The organism is Streptomyces sp. NBC_00986 (genome assembly GCF_045162565.1).
Lineage (GTDB): Bacteria > Actinomycetota > Actinomycetes > Streptomycetales > Streptomycetaceae > Streptomyces.
This window is the reverse complement of the sequence record NZ_CP108733.1, coordinates 5,959,410-5,974,584: the sequence shown is the minus strand read 5'-3', so window position 1 is coordinate 5,974,584 and position 15,175 is coordinate 5,959,410. Positions and strand designations below refer to the sequence as shown.

Sequence of the window (15,175 nt, the reverse complement as noted above, 5' to 3'; positions counted from 1 at the left end):
TCATGTCGGGCGCCCCTAGCGTCCCGGGCATGACGGATTCCCCAGTACCCCCCATGGATTCTCGACCCCCCACGGACTCCGAAGTCCCCGAGGACAAGGGGCAGTTGGCCCGCCGTACGGTCCTGGTGGCCGGTGGTGTGGCGGTGACGGCGGTCGGCGTAGGCGGAGTGCTGTCGGCGAACGCCTCCGCGCAGGAGGCCACCCCGGCGACCGCGGCGGCGACCTCGACCGAGGACACCTGCTACACGCTCACCTCGGAACTGGTCGAGGGCCCGTACTACATCGACGCGGAAAAGATCCGCCGCGACGTGACCGAGGACCAGCCCGGCATCCCGCTCACCCTCGACCTCAAGGTGATCGACGCGGACACCTGCAGACCGCTGCGCAACGCGGCCGTCGACATCTGGCACTGCAACGCGACGGGCGTCTACTCGGGCTACGAGTCGACCGGCGGCGGCCCCGCCCCCACGGGCCCGCCCCCCTCCGGCACCCCGACCGGCACCCCCACGGGCGGCCCGCCCGGTGGCGGCGGCGGACACCAGGAACCGACCGACGACGACCGCTTCCTGCGCGGCACCTGGCACACGGACCGGCACGGCCAGGTCACCTTCAGGACGGTGTTCCCGGGCTGGTACCAGGGCCGTTGCGTCCACATCCACGTCAAGGTCCACGTCGACGGCGAGTGGACGGACGCGGGCTACGAGGGCGGCCACACCTGCCACACCGGCCAGTTGTTCTTCGACGAGAAGTCGGTCATCGCGACGTCGGTCCTGGAGCCGTACGTCTCGAACACCGCGACCCGCACGACGCTCACCGAGGACGGCATCTACCCCCAGAACGGCCACGAGGGCGGCCTGCTCTACCTCAAGTACGACCGGCGGCACATCGGGCGGGGCGTGCGGGCGCGCCTGACGCTGGGGGTGGCGCCGGACGAGACGAACGACGGGGAGGGCGGCGGAGGCCCGGGCGGCCCCGGCCCGTCGGCTTCGGCTTCGCCGTCGGCCACGACAGGCTGACGAGCACACTGACCTCGTACGTCCCACCGGCCCCCCGCCATGGAAACCTCGCAGCGGACGCACAGGAATATCGATGTGCCTGCACAGAGGCAGGGCGTGTCATGGACGTACGAGGTCGGACCGCCCGGCCCCGTGGACCATGGGAACGCCGGGAGGAAGCGATGGGATACATCGTGCTCGCACTGCTGTTGATCGTCGGGGCGGCGTTCGCCGTCGTCGTACAGCGGCGCTCGCACCGGGCACGGGGCGTGTCCGACCTGTCCGACCTGGACGCGGAGGTCGAGGCCAGCGGCTGGGTACTGCGACTCGGCGCGAGCCTGTCGGTCCCCGAGGCGAGGATCTGGGCGGGGGCCGGCGAGACGGCGACCCGGGCACTGACGGATGCCGCCGAGTGCCACCGCGCGGCCGGCGCCCAGCTCTCCGCGGCCCACACGGCGGACGAGTACGCCGAGGCGACCCGCGTGGCCAAGGAGGGCCTCGCCCATATCGCCACGGCGCGGGCGGCGCTGGGAGTGGCCGTAGCGGCGTGAGAGATCAACTGCGGTTGCGACGCTGCCACCAGCGGCGTCCGCGCGGTGGCACGACGGGCGCGGCACACGTACTTGCCCCGACCGCCGTTCCTGGACAGCGGCTGCCGGGCCCATGGATCCGCGCAGGCGGCTCCGGGGGCCCGAGCTGAGCACGCGAGCCTCGGGTCACCTTCGCGAGCCGATGCCTGCCAGGAAGTCGGTGACGAGCTGCGCGAGTTCGGTGGGGCGCTCTTCGGGGATCAGATGGCCGCAGCCGGGAAGTATGACGCCCTCTGCTTCAGGGGCGAGTCGCCGGACGAAGTCGATCATGTGCTGTCCGAGTGAGCGTTCACCCGCAATGGCCAGGACCGGAACGGTCAGGGGTACCTGGGCGGCGTCGCGGATCTGGTCGGCGTCGGCCCAGGTGTTGACGTAGTACGCGCAGCTGGACCGCACCGCGTCGTCGTCGCCGTACGCCTTCACATAGACGGCGATGTCCTCATCGGTGAGGGAGCCCGGGGTGGCCCGGCACATCTGGGTGAGTACCCAGGTGAAGAAGGTCTCCTGCCTGCCTCCGCCGATGAGCTGTTGGGGGAGCTCCGGGGTGGCCAGGAAGGGGAAGAACCACAACGGGTTCCAGGACCTGGAGAAGTTCAGAAGATCCTCGCCTCCGGCTCCGGGGATGCTCGCCTCCAGCGCGGTGAACGAGACCACCCGGTCACGTGCGGTGGCGGCCAGGTGGTAGCCGATGGGCGTGCCCCAGTCGTGCCCGATGACATGCGCGCTCGCGATGCCGAGGTGATCGAGCAGGTGGCGGATGTCGGCGGCGGCGGTGGCCACGTCGTAACCATCGGCGGGCCGCTCGGTCTCCCCCCATCCCCGCAGGTCCGGAGCGATCACCAGGTGGCGCTCCGCGAGCACCGGGATCAGGTGGCGCCATTCGTACCAGGTCTGCGGCCACCCATGGAGCAGGACGACGGGATCTCCGGCGCCCGCGGTGACCCAGTGCATCCGTAACTGCTCGATGCCGGCGTAGTGATGCTCAAGTGCCACGAATCGCTCCTCACATCCCGTTGGAAGACCGGTGTCGATCGTACTGAGGCTCCTGGCGCGCCTGCTCGGCATTCACACGCCGGGCCCGGTGGGATACCGCCGCTCCGGCCTTCTCCACCGTCCGCAGAATTCTCCGCAGCCGCGGCAACCTTCTTGATCCGCACGGCCACTGAGGAGTCGTAACCCCCCACACCGCACACGTACTTAAGGACTCCCCGTGGCAACCCCCTCCCACCGCCGCTCCCTCCGCAAGCGCCGCACGATCGTCGTCACCGCCGCCGCGGCCGCCGCGGGCATCGGTGCCGGCATCCTCGTGCTCAACGCGAACGCCGCCAGTACCACCGCGACCGTCGACCTGTACCACCAGACCCTCGCCGCCAAGGACGGCTGGGCGTCGTCCGGGACCGGTACCACCGGCGGCGCGAAGGCCGATGCCGCGCACACCTTCACCGTCAGCACCCGCGCCCAGCTCGTGAAGGCGTTGGGGTCCGCCAGTGACACCACCCCGCGGATCGTCAAGATCAAGGGCACGATCGACGCCAACACCGACGACTCCGGCAAGAAGCTGACCTGCGCCAACTACTCGGCAGGGACCGGGTATTCGCTGTCCGCCTACCTCAAGGCCTTCGACCCCGCCACCTACGGCACCTCCAAGCTGCCGTCCGGTACGCAGGAGAAGGCGCGGGCCGCCGCGCAGACCAAGCAGGGGAAGAACATCATCTTCCGGGTGCCCGCCAACACCACCGTCGTGGGCGTGCCCGGCACCAAGGCCGGGATCACCGGCGGCATGTTGCAGATACAGAGCGTGGACAACGTCATCGTGCGGAACCTGACCTTCGCCGCCACCCAGGACTGCTTCCCGCAGTGGGACCCGACGGACGGGGACAGCGGAAACTGGAACTCGCAGTACGACGCCGTGACCCTGCGCGGTGCCACGCACGTCTGGGCCGACCACAACACGTTCACGGACGCGCCAGGGCTCGACACCTCCGACCCGACGTACTACGGGCGCCAGTACCAGATCCACGACGGCGACCTCGACATCACCAAGGGCTCGGACCTGGTGACCGTCGAGCGCAACCAGTTCACCAACCACGACAAGACGATGCTCATCGGCAGCAGCGACACCGACAGCGTCGGCAAGCTGCGCGTCTCCATCCACCACAACGTGTGGAAGGGGATCGTGCAGCGCGCTCCGCTGGCCCGGATCGGGCAGATTCACATCTACAACAACTTCTACGACACCACGAACCTCAACGGGTACGTCCTCCAGTACAGCGTCAACTCCCGTGCCAAGGCGCAGGTCGTCGCCGAGGACAACTACTGGAAGATTCCCGCGAGTCAGAAGACGAGCAAGCTGTTCAGCGGTGACGGGACCGGGTCCATCGTCGGCGGCGGCAACCTCGTGAACGGAACCGCCACCGACCTCGTCGCCGCCTACAACGCCGCCAACTCCAAGAAGCTGAAGACCACCGTGAACTGGACCCCGACCCTCACCGCCGGACTGGAGACCTCCGCCAAGAACCTGCCGACGGAGCTCGCCACCACGACCGGGGCCGGGGTGCTCAACTAGCCTGAGGCCAAAGGAAGTTGCCTCAGATCAGCCAGAGCAGCCCGTTCCCGCCCAGGGTCGTGCCGCTCTGCTGGGTGAGGCCGACCGTCGGTCCGGTGAACAGCTTGGTGCCCGTGGCCGTCGGGTGGGAGGTACCACCGGGGAAGACCCAGACCGCGCCGGTGGAGTTGTTCTCGCCGGCCGCGCTCACGAACAGCTCCGGCTTGCCGTCCTTGTTCACGTCCCCGACCGAGACCGTCGTACCGAAGAAGTCGTCGGTCTCGGAAGCACCGGGGACGCCCGCGGTGTCCTGGGAGAAGGAGTACGAGCCGCCGCCGAGCGCGCCCGTGCGCCGGCCCGGGATCACCGTCACGTTTCCGGCCCGGCTCTTGCCGGCGAGGCTTTCGAAGGGGGCGCCTACGACGATGTCGGCGAGCCCGTCACGGTTCAGGTCGGCCACGGTCAGGGCGCCGCCGAACTCGTCGCCCTTCTCGCTCGCGCCGGGCACCCCGGTGGTGTCCTGGGTGAGCTGTACGGGCGCGGTGCTCGCCGCGATGCCCTTCGCCGTGCCGTAGTAGAGCAGCACGCGTCCGCCCAACGCGCCGTCCACGCCCGCGACTTCGGGTTCCCAGGGGTCGCCGACGACGAGGTCGGCGTACCCGTCGCCGTTGACGTCTCCCGACGCGGCGATGAGTCCGTTGCCCCGCTTCGGCTGCATGACGGTGGTGGCCGGGTCGACGTAGACCTCGCCACCGCTCAGGTCGCTGAGGCCTTCGGTGGTGAGGGCCAGGTCGAGCACGGTGTCGCCGTCGAAGTCGCCGAGCGCGACACTCGCCGGGGAGGCGGTGTTCTGGTCGGGTGCGGTCGAACCGAAGGTGCCGGTGCGGCTGAACGGTCCCTTGAAGACCAGGGTGCCCTCCGATCCGGCGACCGCGACCTGCGTCCTGCTGCCCGCGCCGATGCTCAGGGCGGCCAGGTCGATGCCGAACCGCTTCAGGTAGTCCGACGGCGCCGGCAGGTCGGTGGCCGTGGTCAGCCCGCTCTTGCCGCCCCACAACACGGTGACCAGGCCCGCGTCCGTGCCGCGGGCCGTGTCCTCGTACGGTGTGGAGACCACGAGGTCCGCGTAGCCGTCCCGGTTGAGGTCGGCCGTCGCGGTGGCGGAGCCGAACCCGTCGCCCGTCTCCGCCGTGCCCGGTACCCCGGCGGTGTTCTGGGTGATCGTCTTACGGTGGGAAGCCGACAGGCCCGACGAGGCCCCGTACAGGATGACGACCGCGCCCGCCCCTTCCTTGCCGGCCACGTTCGCGCCGGGCGCGGGCAGGACGGCGTCGCGGTACCCGTCGCCGTTGAAGTCGCCGGGGACCGCTCCGTGGACCGCGAACGCGGGTGCGGCGGGCAGCAGCGAGCCGCCGGCCAGCGCCGCGACCACCGTCGCCACGGTTCTCCATCTGCCCCTGGCCGTCCGTGACTTGAGCATGCGAGTCCCCTCCCACCCCGGGCGCGTCCCCTGTGCGCCGACAACTGACGCGCAGTGTAAAGGCCCTGGCTGTGCGGGAGTTGGATTCCCAGGAGCAGGTGCTCAGGAGCAGGTGCTCAGGAGCAGGTGCTCAGCTGTCGTACGTGCCGTCCCACGGCGGCCCGAAGCAGTGCCGGTCCGGGTACAGCTCCGCCCAGCTGCCCTCCTCGTCCTCCTCGACCAGCAGGCCGAACAGGACGCCGTCGACGGTGCGTTGGAAGGGGCGGATCGCGATGTCGGTGTAGCTGCGGCGGGGGAGGGCGCGGAGCAGTTTCGCCAGGTGGATGCGGGCCTGGGAGAGGACCGAACCGTCGCCGTGCGGGGCGCGTTGCTGCTCGGCCCAGGTGCCGGCGCACCAGATCTCCGAGTCGCGGTAGCGGCCCGCGGCGTCGAAGGTGTGGAGCACCGTGTAGAGACGTTTCTGCTCTTCCCAGCCGTCGTCGGGACGGAAGCCTTGGGGGAACGCGTAGGTGACCGACGCCAGGAACTGGCCGTCCGCGTAGCGGCCGACGGCGCCGCTGCGTTGGTTCGGCTCGTAGGCGATCGGAATGACCTCGGGGACTGCCATGGCGGAACCTTACGGGTTGGCGCGAACACGTCTACGACGGGGTCGGTCAGCGAGACCGTGCGACCTCGCCGAGTTGCCCCTGGGTCAAGGGTGGCACCTCGATCGGGTGGGCCGCACCGGCCCGCAGACCGTCGAGGAAGAACGCCAGGCAGCGGCGCCAGGCGTCGGGCGCCGTCTCCATCGATTCCCGGATCACCTGGGACATCGCCCAGATCAGGGTGACGAGGTCCTCCGGTTCGAAATCGGGGCGCAACTGCCCGCTGTCCCGGGCCCGTTGGATGAGCAGCTCGGCGAGCTGGAACCCGCGGTGGCAGGCCTTCTCGACCTCCGGCGCCGCTCGGAACCGTTGCGCCAGCGCGTCGTTGAGGCCGCGGTCCTCGGCCTGGAGCGCGAACAGCCCCTCCAGGTACGCGACGAAACCGTCCCAGGCGTCCGGGGCCGCCAGCGCCGTCTCGGTGATCCTCTCCAACGTCGCCAGTCGCTCGGGAAAGATCGCCTCCCAGAACGCCTCCCGGCTCGGGAAGTGGTTGTACAGCGTGCCGATGCTGACCCCGGCCCGCCGCGCGATCTCCTCCAACGGCGCGTCCAGTCCGCGCTCACCGAACAACTCCGTTGCGGCGACGAGCAGTTTGGCGCGGTTGCGGGCGGCGTCGGCCCGCAGGGGTTTGGGAGCGGGCGGGGGATCGGGCTGGTGCATGACGTCATCATACGGAACTTGAGATGGGCCTCAGGTTCCGTGCTACGGTCGGAGAAGTAAGTTGAGGTGTGCCTCAATTTAACGCCTCAGGTCAGCCGTGTCCGTGAACCCGCCCCGGAAGGCTCCGCCATGCCCGCATCACCGCAGCCCAAGATCGCCGTCGTCCTCGGGGTAGGCCCCGGCCTCGGCATGTCCATCGCCCACCGCTTCGGCCGCGAGGGGTATGCCGTGGCCCTGGTGTCCCGCAGCGACACCCGGCACGCCGACTACGTCGCGTCACTCACCGCCGCGGGCGTCGAGGCCGCGTCCTACGTCGCCGACGTGCGCGACACCAAGCAGCTCGGCTCGGTGCTCGACACCGTCGCCGAGCGGTACGGCCGTGTCGACCTCGTCTACTACGGGCCGGGCGCGGTCGACGAGGGCGCCTGGCCGAAGCCGATCACCGAGGCCGAGTCCGCCGACGTCCGGGAGGCGATGAGCTGGATGTATCCGGCCGTCGACGTGGTGGGCAGGGTGCTGCCCGGCATGGTCGAGCGGGGTGGCGGCGCGCTGCTGTTCGCGGGCGGGCTCAGTGCCGTGGTGCCGATGCCCGGCCTCGGGGCGCTCGCCGTGTCGTCGGCCGCCCAGCGCAACTACGCCCTGACGCTCAACGCCGCGCTCGCCGACAAGGGTGTCTACGTCGGCAACCTGGTCATCGGCGGACTCATCGAGCGCGGCGACATCCACCACCTGGTGACGTCGAACCCCGAGCAGTTCGGGAACGTCGGCGACCGGACCCTCGACCCGGACGAAATCGCCGACGGCGCCTGGGAGTTGGTGGCGCGGCGGGACCGGGCGGAGGAGACGTTCAGCGTGCTCGGCTGAGGAGTTCCAGCCGAGCACGCCGGGTCAGGCCTGGTCGCCGCCGAAGCGCTCCTTGTACGTCTCCAGGTCCTCGTCCGTGAGCTTCGCGAAGAGGACCGGGGGGACGGTGAAGGGGGTGCCCGCGGGGACCGCGGACAGGGACTTCGCCTCTTCCTGCGAGACCCAGGTCGCCGTGTCGGCGGGCAGCGCGAACGCCGCTCGCATCGCCGCCGAGGACGACGGGATGAAGGGTTCCGAGACCACCGCGTAGAGGTGGATCAGGTTCATCGCGGTGCGGAGGGTGAGGGCCGCGGCCTCCGGGTCGGTCTTGATCTCCAGCCAGGGGGCCTTCTCCTCCAGGTAGGAGTTGCCGGCCGACCACAGGGCGCGGAGTGCCGCCGCGGCCTTGCGGAACTGGAGGGACTCCATCTGGGTCTCGTACTCGGCGAGCAGGTCCGCGGTCTGTTCGCCCAGCCTGGTCTCCGCCTCGCCCGCTGCCGCGCCGGCCGGGACCTCGTCACCGAAGCGCTTCTTCGAGAAGGAGAGGACCCGGTTGACGAAGTTGCCGAGGGTGTCGGCCAGGTCCTTGTTCACCGTGGCGGTGAAGTGCTCCCAGGTGAACGACGAGTCGTCGGACTCGGGGGCGTTGGCGATGAGGAAGTAGCGCCAGTAGTCGGCCGGGAGGATGTCCAGGGCCTGGTCGGTGAAGACGCCGCGCTTCTGGGACGTGGAGAACTTGCCGCCGTAGTACGTCAGCCAGTTGAAGGCCTTGACGTAGTCGACCTTCTTCCACGGCTCGCGTACGCCGAGCTGCGTGGCCGGGAACATCACCGTGTGGAACGGGACGTTGTCCTTGGCCATGAACTCCGTGTAGCGGACGGTCGCGTCGCTCTCGTACCACCAGGACTTCCAGTCGCGCGTCTCACCGGCGGGGGCCGCGTCCGACCACTCCTTCGTCGCGCCGATGTACTCGATCGGGGCGTCGAACCAGACGTAGAAGACCTTGCCCTCCGCGGCCAGTTCGGGCCAGGTGTCGGCGGGGACCGGGATGCCCCAGTCCAGGTCGCGGGTGATCGCGCGGTCGTGCAGGCCCTCGGTGAGCCACTTGCGGGCGATGGAGGACGCGAGCTGCGGCCACTCCTCCTCGTGGGCCGCGACCCACTCCTCGACCTCGTGCTGGAGCTTCGACTGGAGGAGGAAGAGGTGCTTGGTCTCCCGGACCTCCAGGTCCGTGGAGCCGGAGATCGCGGAACGGGGGTTGATCAGGTCGGTCGGGTCCAGGACGCGGGTGCAGTTCTCGCACTGGTCGCCGCGGGCCTTGTCGTAGCCGCAGTGGGGGCACGTGCCCTCGACGTAGCGGTCCGGGAGGAAGCGGCCGTCGGCCGGGCTGTAGACCTGGCGGATCGCGCGCTCTTCGATGAAGCCGTTCTCGTTCAGGCGGCGGGCGAAGTGCTGGGTGATCTCGAGGTTCTGGGGGGAGGAACTGCGGCCGAAGTAGTCGAAGGCCAGCGCGAAGCCGTCGTAGACCGCCTTCTGCGCGTCGTGCGCCTGCGCGCAGAACTCCGCTACGGGGATGCCCCGCTCCTTCGCGGCCAGCTCCGCCGGGGTGCCGTGTTCGTCCGTCGCGCAGATGTAGAGGACGTCGTGGCCGCGCTGGCGGAGGTAGCGGGAGTACACGTCCGCCGGGAGCATGGACCCCACCATGTTGCCCAGGTGCTTGATCCCGTTGATGTACGGAAGGGCGCTGGTGATGAGGTGTCGAGCCATCGGGGGGCTGCTCCCAGGTCGGTCTGGCTGGTGCGTTCTGTGTCTCGCGAACGCGTCTTGCGAACCTTGAAATCGTATCCGACATGGGTGTGCCGCCCGCCTCCCGTTTTACGGGGTGGGAAGCGGGCGGCACATGGCCTGCGGGTACTGCCCTGTGGTTACGGGCGCCAGTCGATCAGTACGCCGTCGTAGAGCTCCGCGTCCGTGAGCTCCAGGGGGGTCGGGCCCGCGTGGAAGAAGGCCGTGTTGTCGGTCTTCAGCTTGCGGAGGTAGTCGAAGGCCTTGTTGTCGTGGTCGCCGAACGCGACGAACGAGAAGAACACGGAGGCGTGGGACTTCGCGGCGTCCGTGAGGGACTGGGTGGCCGGGGTCTTCGCGTCCGGGGCGCCGTCCGTCTGGAAGACGACGAGGGCGGGGGCGCCGGGGGTGGCGTTCTTGTCGTAGTGCGTGAGTACGGCTTCTACGGCGGCGTGGTAGCTGGTGCGGCCCATGCGGCCGAGGCCGGCGTGGGCCTCGTCGATCGCGTTCTCGGGGGAGGCGGGGGTGAGGTCCGTGGTGCCGTCGACCTCGGTGGAGAAGAAGACGACGTGGACGTTGGGGGTGGGGTCGGGGTCCAGGTGGGTCGCCAGGGCGAGGGTCTGGTCGGCGAGGGCCTGGGCGGAACCGTCCTTGTAGTACGGGCGCATGCTCGAGGAGCGGTCCAGGACGAGGTAGAGCTTCGCTCGGGTACCGGTGAGGCCGGCCTTGGCGAGAGCGGCGGCGGCGGAGCCGGCCCCTTCGGCCTCGGCTACGCCCTCGGCCTCGAAGATTTCCCCACCCGCACCGCCCGTGACGCTCTCGTCGTCGAGTGCGGGTGGCCCCTGTGGGGCGTCCTCGCCGTCGGCGGCCGCGGCCAGGGGGGCGGGCACGGCAGCTTCCGCGTCCACGTCCACGTCTGCGGCGACCGGTTCCGCCGCAGGTTCGGCAACGGGTTCCGCCACCGGTTCCGCGACAGGCTCGGGGGCGCTGACCTCGGCCGCGACAGGCTCGACCACTGGCTCAGCCACCTCGGCAGTCACCGGTTCCGCGGCGGTCTCCGGCTCGGGGGCGGTGTCTACGACGGGCTCGGCCTCCGGCACCGGCGTGACCTCGGCGACCGGCTCGACCTCGGCCTCCGGCGTCACCTCAACCACAGACTCGGCTTCGACCTCGGCCTCGGCGACCGGCTTGGCCTCCGCTTCCGCTTCCGCCTCCGGCGTCACCTCTACTACAGGCGCGACTTCCACCTCAGCCGCGGCAACCGCCTCGGTTTCCGCGACCGTCTCCGCCTCGGCCTCCGGCGCCACCTCAGCCGCAGGCTCGGCTTCTACCTCGGGCTCGGCGACCGGCTCAGCAACAGCCTCAGTCGCCGGCTCAACCACGACCTCGGTCACCGGCTCGACAACAGCCTCAGCGGTCGGCTCAACCACGACCTCGGTCACCGGCTCGGCGACAGCCTCAGCGGTCGGCTCAACCACGACCTCGGTCACCGGCTCAGCAGTCACCTCGGTCACCGGCTCGGCGACAGCCTCAGCGGTCGGCTCAACCACGACCTCGGTCACCGGCTCAGCAGTCACCTCGGTCACCGGCTCGGCGACAGCCTCAGCGGTCGGCTCAACCACGACCTCGGTCACCGGCTCAGCAGTCACCTCGGTCACCGGCTCGGCAACAACCTCCGCAGTCGGCTCGGCAACAACCTCCGTCGCCGTCACCGACTCCCGCTCTGCCGCAGCCCCGGTGCCCTCCGCGCCCTCCGCCGACGTCGTCGGCTTCGGGACCGACACGTTGTCGAAGGCCAGCGCCACGAGCTCGTGCTCGTCGTCGTCCTCCAGCGTGGAGGACGGGCGGGGTTCCGGAACCGTTGCCGCGGGTGACGGCTTCGGCGTCGAGGTGAGGTCGGGTTCTGTGGAGGGGGACGGGACCTTCGCGTCCGGCTCCGCAGCCACCGTGGTCGGCTGCTCTTGCGAAGGAGTGCGTTCCGCACCCTCTGCTCCGGCGGCACGCTCCTTGCGTGACCTGCCGAATGCATTCCGCAGGAGAGTGAGAATGCCCATGTGCGCAACCCTTCGCGTGAGTTGAAGCCGTCAATCCCTGGCCAGGACGGACACGTAAGGTTAGCGGCCCCGGACGGCGATCTTCGGCAGGGGCGGAACCCCTGCCGGGACGATCACCGGGTTGAGCGTGCCTTTTGTGCCTTGCGCGCCCTCCGGATCCGGTCGGGAGCGAAGGCGTCGATGGTTCCAGCGCCCTGTCCCGGGGTCTCGTTCCAGCCGTTGATCGTGCCGGCGAGGTCTCCGAGCCGACGGTCACCGGGTGGTACGTCGATCTGGAAGTGGGACTCCTTGACGGGGCTGAAATCGCCTCCCCAGGCGACGACTTCGCCGCAGTCGGCCAGGATGTCCTGTATGACGACGAGTTCCTGCTCGGTCATGCCGGTGCCCGCCTGCGCGCCGAGCGGGTAGAAGAGCGGCCGTACGGCGATGGCCGTCCCGGAGAGGTAGTTGCTCTCGAAGGCGGCGCCGATCCCGCGCCGGGTGGTGTGCCCGGTGAGGTCGCCGGGGCGCAGCATGTCGACCTCGTAGGCGAAGCGGCGGGCGATGTGGAGCAGCACGGTGGCCACGTCGCCGTGGAGCAGGGGAACTTCCACTCCTGCGGCGCCTTCGACTCTGAAGCGGGTGGCGCGGTCGATCACGGGCCAGTGGTTCGAGGAGGTGGTCCCGGTCCAGGCGGTCGGACCGTTCGCCGGCACGGCGGCCGCGGCGGTGCCGGTGTCGTAAAGAACCGCTCCGGCCGCCAGCCCGGTACCGAGCAGGAGGGCTTGACGGCGGGTCAGCCGGGTTGCAGACGCCTCGTTCACGATGTGTGTCCATTCCTGTGCTTGTCGCGGATGACGATGACGGCGCAGACGAGAGTGGCGGCGATACATGCGTAGATGAGGGGGTTCACGAATGCCGGAACGAAGCTGTAGGTGCGTCCGCTGTTCCAGTGACAGGTGGCCGTGAGCGGGAAGACGCGCTGCTCGAACCAGTTCGCGTTCCGGGGCCATCGGATGGCTTCGTTGCCGCATCCCTTCGCGAAATCGACCGGGACGACGAACCAGAAGAGACTGAAGGCGTAGACGAGCACGGAGGTTCCCGCCGAGAACAGGAGCCCGGGAAGCCGGCGCTTTCCCGCGTGCCACTGCTTGATTCCCCATCCGAAGAGCAGCACCGGTGCGATGAGAGCTGTCAGGACTACGACAGCGAGGAAATTCAGCATGCTGTTGCCTTCCGGGCGGGGCGCTCTAACTCTCCAACTCTGCCCGCGACGCGATCGCTTCGGCGAATCCCTGGCAGAATTCGGTCAGTTTGTCCGTGGGGAGGCCACTCGGCGGCACGAAGAACACGGTCCCCGCGGTGCTCTGGATGAGAAACAGCCGACCGCCGACGACGACGGGGTCGGCTTCCAGGAGGAGTGAGGTCATGGCTATGGCGGTGGCGTTGCCGCGCGTGCCGTTGAACCGCCGGTCGAAATAGTCGGTGAAGCGGGACTTTCCGCCGTTCCCCAGGTAGTGGTCCTGGACGACGGCCGTGATCGACTCCCCGTTCCGGACGCGTTCGGCGATGAGGTAGGCGTCGGCGTCGACGACCATGTCGCTGTAGCCGAAGGTCGAGGCGACGTCGATCTTCCCCAGCCGGTCCTGGCAGTAGGTGTAGCCGGAGGAGTAGCTGTCGCTGTCGCGGCGCCATTCGCCGTAGAAGGTGTAGAGGTCTCCCGCCCATCCTGAGACGTCGCCGGCATTGGGGATGGCGTTGCTCAGTACCGGTTTCAGGTAGTGCCCGTTGACCGAGGCCATGAGGTGCTGGACGTCGAGCGGGAAGCCGGAGAAGGGGTCGACGAAGTCTTTCCTGACGGTGAATCCATGGTCCTCGGCGTACTGCACGAAGTCCCGGTCGACGTCACCGATGAGGGAGGTCCACTTCAAGTTGGCGTAGCTCTCGTGACGCACGTACTCCATGACGAGCCGGTTCGGATCGCCGTTGTTGTACTGCTGCGCGAGTTCGTAGAGTTCGTCGATGTAGGCCGCGAAGCCCGTCGCCGGGTCGGTCGGGCTGTTCACGCTGTCCTGCCCCTTGTCGCCGGTGGGGCGGTGGGCGTCGGCGTCGAGGCCGAAGGAGTCGGTGCCGTTGGTCACCGTGTACTCCTTGATCTGGTTGAACGCCCAGTTCTGCGGCAGCGGGAATCCCAGATTGCCGGAGAAGCCGGTGGACATACCGGATACGAAGGAGTAGCGGGCGTCCGTCGCGTTGGTGACCTGGGCGCACACGTTCCGCGATCCGTAGACGCCCATCACATAGCGTTTTCCTCTGGTCGAGAGGCCGGACTGGACACCCTGGAAATACTCGATGATCTTGGGCATCTCGTCGCTGGTGGCGTCGTAGTCGCAGGCGAAGTAGATGACGGCGCTCCGGTTGAAGCCGAAGTGCACGGCCTGGTCGTGGGCCAGCAGTCCGTCGTCGTATCCGTGGCTCCAGTCGAAGTCGGAGTAGGCGCGGGCGGCGCCCTGGAAGATGGGGAAGACGTGCAGGCCGGCGCCGAAGATGTCGGCGAGTTCGCCCTCTTCGAGGATCTTGGAACCGCCGCCCGGCGATTCGTTGATGTACCGGCCGACGTACCGGTAGCCGTCCGCGTACATCTTGCTGCCGCGGGACGGGGTGATGGTGTACGCGGTGTCCGAGGCGTTGACGGAGCGGTCGGGGTCTCCGGTGGAGATCAGGAGCTGCGCCCAGGTGGCGAAGTCGCCGTAGTGGTTGACCGGCAGGGCGGAGAACGTCTGGAACTGGGTGACGAAGTCGGTGAGTTTGTCGTCGAACGTGCTCTTGAAGGACGTGTTCCAGGGGATGCCCTTCGAGTCGATGACGGGCTGGTTGAAGACGCAGGCGGCGGAGAAGAGCTGGACGAAGATCCCGCTGTCGCCCACGGTGACGGGGTGGGTCTTCAGCGCGGCCTGGGTCGCGGGGCCGAAGGTGCCGGTCGCCTGGTCCTCGGCGATCCCCAACTCCAGTTGGATCGCCTTCATCAGTGCCTGCTGCACGTCGCGGGAGAAGTGGCCGTCGGCGGGGCCGATGGTGAAGGTGCTCTTGGTCCAGTAGCGGCTGTTGAGCCATTGCTGGATGGAGCGCACCTCGTCGGTGCCGCCCGCGAGGACCACGTAGGCGTCCATGTTGAGAACGGCCTTGAACACCTTGGCCTGGGTCGTGCTGTCCTGGGAGAGGCCCATGTCGGACTTCATCCCGTTGATGCCGGCGGCCGCGTCCGTGTCGTAGGAGGAGACGCCGTAGTCGCCGCCCCAGTAGCCCTTGCAGAACAGGCCGTGGCGGAGGATGCGGACGATGTTCGGCTTCGTGTTCCAGCCGAGGGTGAGGTTGCCGAGAGCGGCGAGCCGGCTGAGGGTGCCGGCGCCGAAGTTCGCGACGACGGGGCTGATGCCGAGTTCGGACTGAAGGCCCATGGTGAGGCTGTACATGGTGGCCCAGCCGGTTTTTCCGTCTTCCGGGCACGCCTGATAGCCGGAAACACTCTTGTAGGTGGCATTGACCCATTGCTGAGCTTCGAGGACCTTTTGGTCGGCCATGCGCTGCCTTTCTTGAATT

The 15,175-nt window shown here is 68.9% G+C and carries 13 protein-coding genes; 4 read left to right on the top strand and 9 right to left on the bottom strand.

Annotated elements, in window-relative coordinates; all coding sequences use genetic code 11:
- Positions 1–53: 53 nt before the first annotated feature.
- Together OG504_RS26480 and OG504_RS26475 are read left to right on the top strand one after the other, a co-directional pair.
- Positions 54–1,016: an intradiol ring-cleavage dioxygenase gene (locus OG504_RS26480; protein WP_405992061.1), complete on the top strand. Its 963-nt coding sequence runs from the start codon at positions 54–56 to the stop codon at positions 1,014–1,016.
- Between the two features lie 161 nt (positions 1,017–1,177).
- On the top strand, positions 1,178–1,546 hold the full coding sequence (locus OG504_RS26475) for a hypothetical protein (RefSeq protein WP_405992060.1): 369 nt from the start codon (positions 1,178–1,180) through the stop codon (positions 1,544–1,546).
- Between the two features lie 165 nt (positions 1,547–1,711).
- On the opposite strand, the gene OG504_RS26470 is transcribed toward OG504_RS26475, so the two are convergent.
- Positions 1,712–2,578, bottom strand: coding sequence for an alpha/beta fold hydrolase (locus OG504_RS26470; RefSeq protein ID WP_405992059.1), 867 nt, complete (start codon positions 2,576–2,578; stop codon positions 1,712–1,714).
- A 217-nt stretch (positions 2,579–2,795) separates the two neighbouring features.
- On the opposite strand from OG504_RS26470, the gene OG504_RS26465 reads away from it, so the two are divergent.
- Positions 2,796–4,151, top strand: coding sequence for a polysaccharide lyase family 1 protein (locus OG504_RS26465; RefSeq protein ID WP_405992058.1), 1,356 nt, complete (start codon positions 2,796–2,798; stop codon positions 4,149–4,151).
- A 22-nt stretch (positions 4,152–4,173) separates the two neighbouring features.
- On the opposite strand, the gene OG504_RS26460 is transcribed toward OG504_RS26465, so the two are convergent.
- The 3 genes from OG504_RS26460 to OG504_RS26450 all read right to left on the bottom strand — a co-directional run bounded on the left by OG504_RS26460 (position 4,174) and on the right by OG504_RS26450 (position 6,914).
- Entirely contained in the window at positions 4,174–5,571 is a 1,398-nt protein-coding gene (locus tag OG504_RS26460) for a VCBS repeat-containing protein (RefSeq protein WP_405992057.1), read from the bottom strand.
- Positions 5,572–5,740: 169 nt separating this feature from the next.
- Positions 5,741–6,217, bottom strand: coding sequence for a hypothetical protein (locus OG504_RS26455; RefSeq protein ID WP_355922017.1), 477 nt, complete (start codon positions 6,215–6,217; stop codon positions 5,741–5,743).
- Positions 6,218–6,263: 46 nt separating this feature from the next.
- Positions 6,264–6,914: a TetR/AcrR family transcriptional regulator gene (locus OG504_RS26450; protein WP_405992056.1), complete on the bottom strand. Its 651-nt coding sequence runs from the start codon at positions 6,912–6,914 to the stop codon at positions 6,264–6,266.
- Between the two features lie 129 nt (positions 6,915–7,043).
- Between OG504_RS26450 and OG504_RS26445 the strand changes: the two genes are divergently transcribed.
- Positions 7,044–7,778 carry an SDR family NAD(P)-dependent oxidoreductase gene (locus OG504_RS26445; protein ID WP_405992055.1) on the top strand — a complete coding sequence of 245 codons (735 nt, stop codon included), beginning with the start codon at positions 7,044–7,046 and terminating at the stop codon, positions 7,776–7,778.
- A gap of 24 nt (positions 7,779–7,802) precedes the next feature.
- Here the strand turns inward: OG504_RS26445 and metG are convergent, their stop codons facing one another.
- From metG to OG504_RS26420, 5 genes are all read right to left on the bottom strand, one after another.
- Positions 7,803–9,524 (bottom strand): methionine--tRNA ligase, encoded by a 1,722-nt coding sequence (gene metG / locus OG504_RS26440; protein WP_405992054.1) that lies wholly within the window; start codon positions 9,522–9,524, stop codon positions 7,803–7,805.
- 158 nt (positions 9,525–9,682) lie between these two features.
- Positions 9,683–11,488, bottom strand: coding sequence for a VWA domain-containing protein (locus OG504_RS26435; protein WP_405992053.1), 1,806 nt, complete (start codon positions 11,486–11,488; stop codon positions 9,683–9,685).
- 221 nt (positions 11,489–11,709) lie between these two features.
- Positions 11,710–12,399 (bottom strand): hypothetical protein, encoded by a 690-nt coding sequence (locus tag OG504_RS26430; RefSeq protein ID WP_405992052.1) that lies wholly within the window; start codon positions 12,397–12,399, stop codon positions 11,710–11,712.
- Positions 12,396–12,800 carry a hypothetical protein gene (locus tag OG504_RS26425; protein ID WP_405992051.1) on the bottom strand — a complete coding sequence of 135 codons (405 nt, stop codon included), beginning with the start codon at positions 12,798–12,800 and terminating at the stop codon, positions 12,396–12,398. The genes OG504_RS26430 and OG504_RS26425 overlap by 4 nt, the downstream gene beginning before the upstream one ends.
- A 25-nt stretch (positions 12,801–12,825) precedes the next feature.
- Positions 12,826–15,156, bottom strand: coding sequence for a glycoside hydrolase domain-containing protein (locus OG504_RS26420; protein WP_405992050.1), 2,331 nt, complete (start codon positions 15,154–15,156; stop codon positions 12,826–12,828).
- Between the last annotated feature and the right edge of the window lie 19 nt (positions 15,157–15,175).